This window comes from Polaribacter sp. (genome assembly GCF_965656025.1).
Classification (GTDB): Bacteria; Bacteroidota; Bacteroidia; order Flavobacteriales; family Flavobacteriaceae; genus Polaribacter.
In genome coordinates this window covers 26,083-28,219 of the sequence record NZ_CBFHJT010000038.1, presented here as the reverse complement: position 1 = coordinate 28,219, position 2,137 = coordinate 26,083, and the positions used below count along the sequence as shown (strand labels likewise).

Annotated in this window: 1 protein-coding gene; it reads left to right on the top strand. The window is 31.9% G+C overall.

The features are described 5' to 3' along the window. Positions 1-2,092: pectinesterase family protein (locus ACTG3S_RS08770; RefSeq protein WP_439128979.1), on the top strand; the 2,092-nt coding region annotated here is incomplete at its 5' end. Positions 2,093-2,137: the final 45 nt, after the last annotated feature.

The following is a 2,137-nucleotide window of genomic DNA, read 5'->3' as shown; positions in this document are numbered from 1 at the left end:
TATGGATCGTCCAAATGATGAACCTGTTACTGTTTTAATAGACCCAGGAAATTATGAAGAAATGTTAGTGATTGAGAATCCAAACATTACTTTAAAAAATGCGGCGTCAATACCAAGTATTGGTCTTTTAAATAAAGGTGTAGATATTGAAACTGGTGCAGTAAGAATTACATCTTATTACGGGCAAAAATATAACTTCTTTAGTCAAGGTGTAGATAACAAATGGAGTGCAGAAGCTTTAGCAGTTAACAAAGCAAATGGTTATACAGATTATATAAATAGAGAAGGTACAGGATCTGGTTCTTCATATTGGAATGCAACTGTTGTTGTAAATTCAACAGGTTTTACTGTAGAAGATATTATTTTAGAAAATTCATTTAATCAATATATTTCTAAAAAAGAATCTGAAGATGTAGTATTGGCTAAAAATCCGTCAGCAGAACCAACAAGACCAACAGACTTTGGGAACACAGCTGTACAAGATAGAAGTGCAGGTTATGTAACTCAAGCTGCAGCAATCGGTATTTCTGCAAGCGCAGATAAGATAATTTTAAACAATTGTAGAGTTATCGGACGTCAAGATACTTTTTATGGTGCTGCACCTGCAAGAGTTGTAGTATATAAAGGTGCTATGATGGGTGCTGTAGATTACATCTTTGGAGGTATGAATGCCGTTTTTTATCAAACTGATTTTGTGTATAATACGAGTGATTTATCATCTGATGCTGCATATATTACAGCAGCACAACAATTCAATACAAATCAAAGAGGTTTCTTAATGTATGAATGTCATATAAAATCACCAATTGCTGGTGTAGAAACTGCCTCTACTTTCGGTGCAAAACCAGGTTACTTTGGTCGTCCTTGGGCTGCAAATACTAGTGAAGTAGTATTTTATAAAACAAAGGTTGATAAATCAACTTATCCAGGTTCAGAAGGAAAATCATTGATTAACCCTGAAGGATGGACAAGTTCTTTAGGTGGAGAATCTCCTTTTATGTATGAATTTGGAACAATTGAAGAATCAGAGGAAGATAATTCTGGAAACAGAGCTTCTTGGTCTACAGTTTTAACAACTCCAACTTTAACAGATGGAACAGAGATAAATACCTTCAATTTTACAAAAGGAAATGATGATTGGAATCCAATTCCTGATTTAGATGCAAATGAAGATACAGACTTTGATGGTATTCTAGATGTAAATGATAACTGCCCAACTGCATACAATCCAGGTCAAGAAGATTTTGATAATGATGGTATTGGTGATGTTTGTGAAGACAGTGATGGAGATGGTTTATTAGATAGTGATGATAAATGTCCTTCAACTACACCAGGTGTTACTATTGATGTTTTTGGTTGTGAATTATTAGAACTTCCAACAGATAATTTTACAATAGAAACTGTGGCAGTAAGTTGTAATGGAGCAGGTGATGGAACTATCAATATAGAATCTAAAAATACAATATTAACATTTAATGTTACAATTTCTGGTAATGGCGTTGATGCTTCGAATAGCTTTTCAAATAATACTACTTTTGATGGTTTAGCAGCTGGTACTTATGAAATATGCATAACTATTGATGGTAAAGATAATTTTATGCAATGTTATAATGTTGATGTACAAGGTCCAACACCTTTAAGTGCTTATGCTAAAGTAGATAGAACAAAGAAAATAGCTAAAGTTTCTTTAGATGGTGCAACTAGTTACACGATTAATCATAATGGAAATATCATTCATACATCAGATTCTTCTATAGAACTACAATTAGTAACAGGAAACAACGCTATAAAAGTAACTACAGACTACGATTGTCAAGGTAAATACTCAGAAGATATTTTTATATCAGAAGATGTTTTAGCATTCCCTAACCCAACAAAAGGTAACTTTAATCTATTTGTAAATGGAGAAGACACAACAGTAGATTATGTAGTTTTTGACTTAAAAGGAAGACAATTACAATCTTCTACAAATAAATTATCTTCTAATAGAATTGTAGACATAGATTTAACTAAATTAAGTAATGGAGTTTACTACATTGAATTAAAAGGAAAAACAGTTAAAAAATCAATTAAAATTGTAAAAACTAAATAGTATGAGAGCTAAACAATATAAAATTAAATATCTAGTACTTTCTAC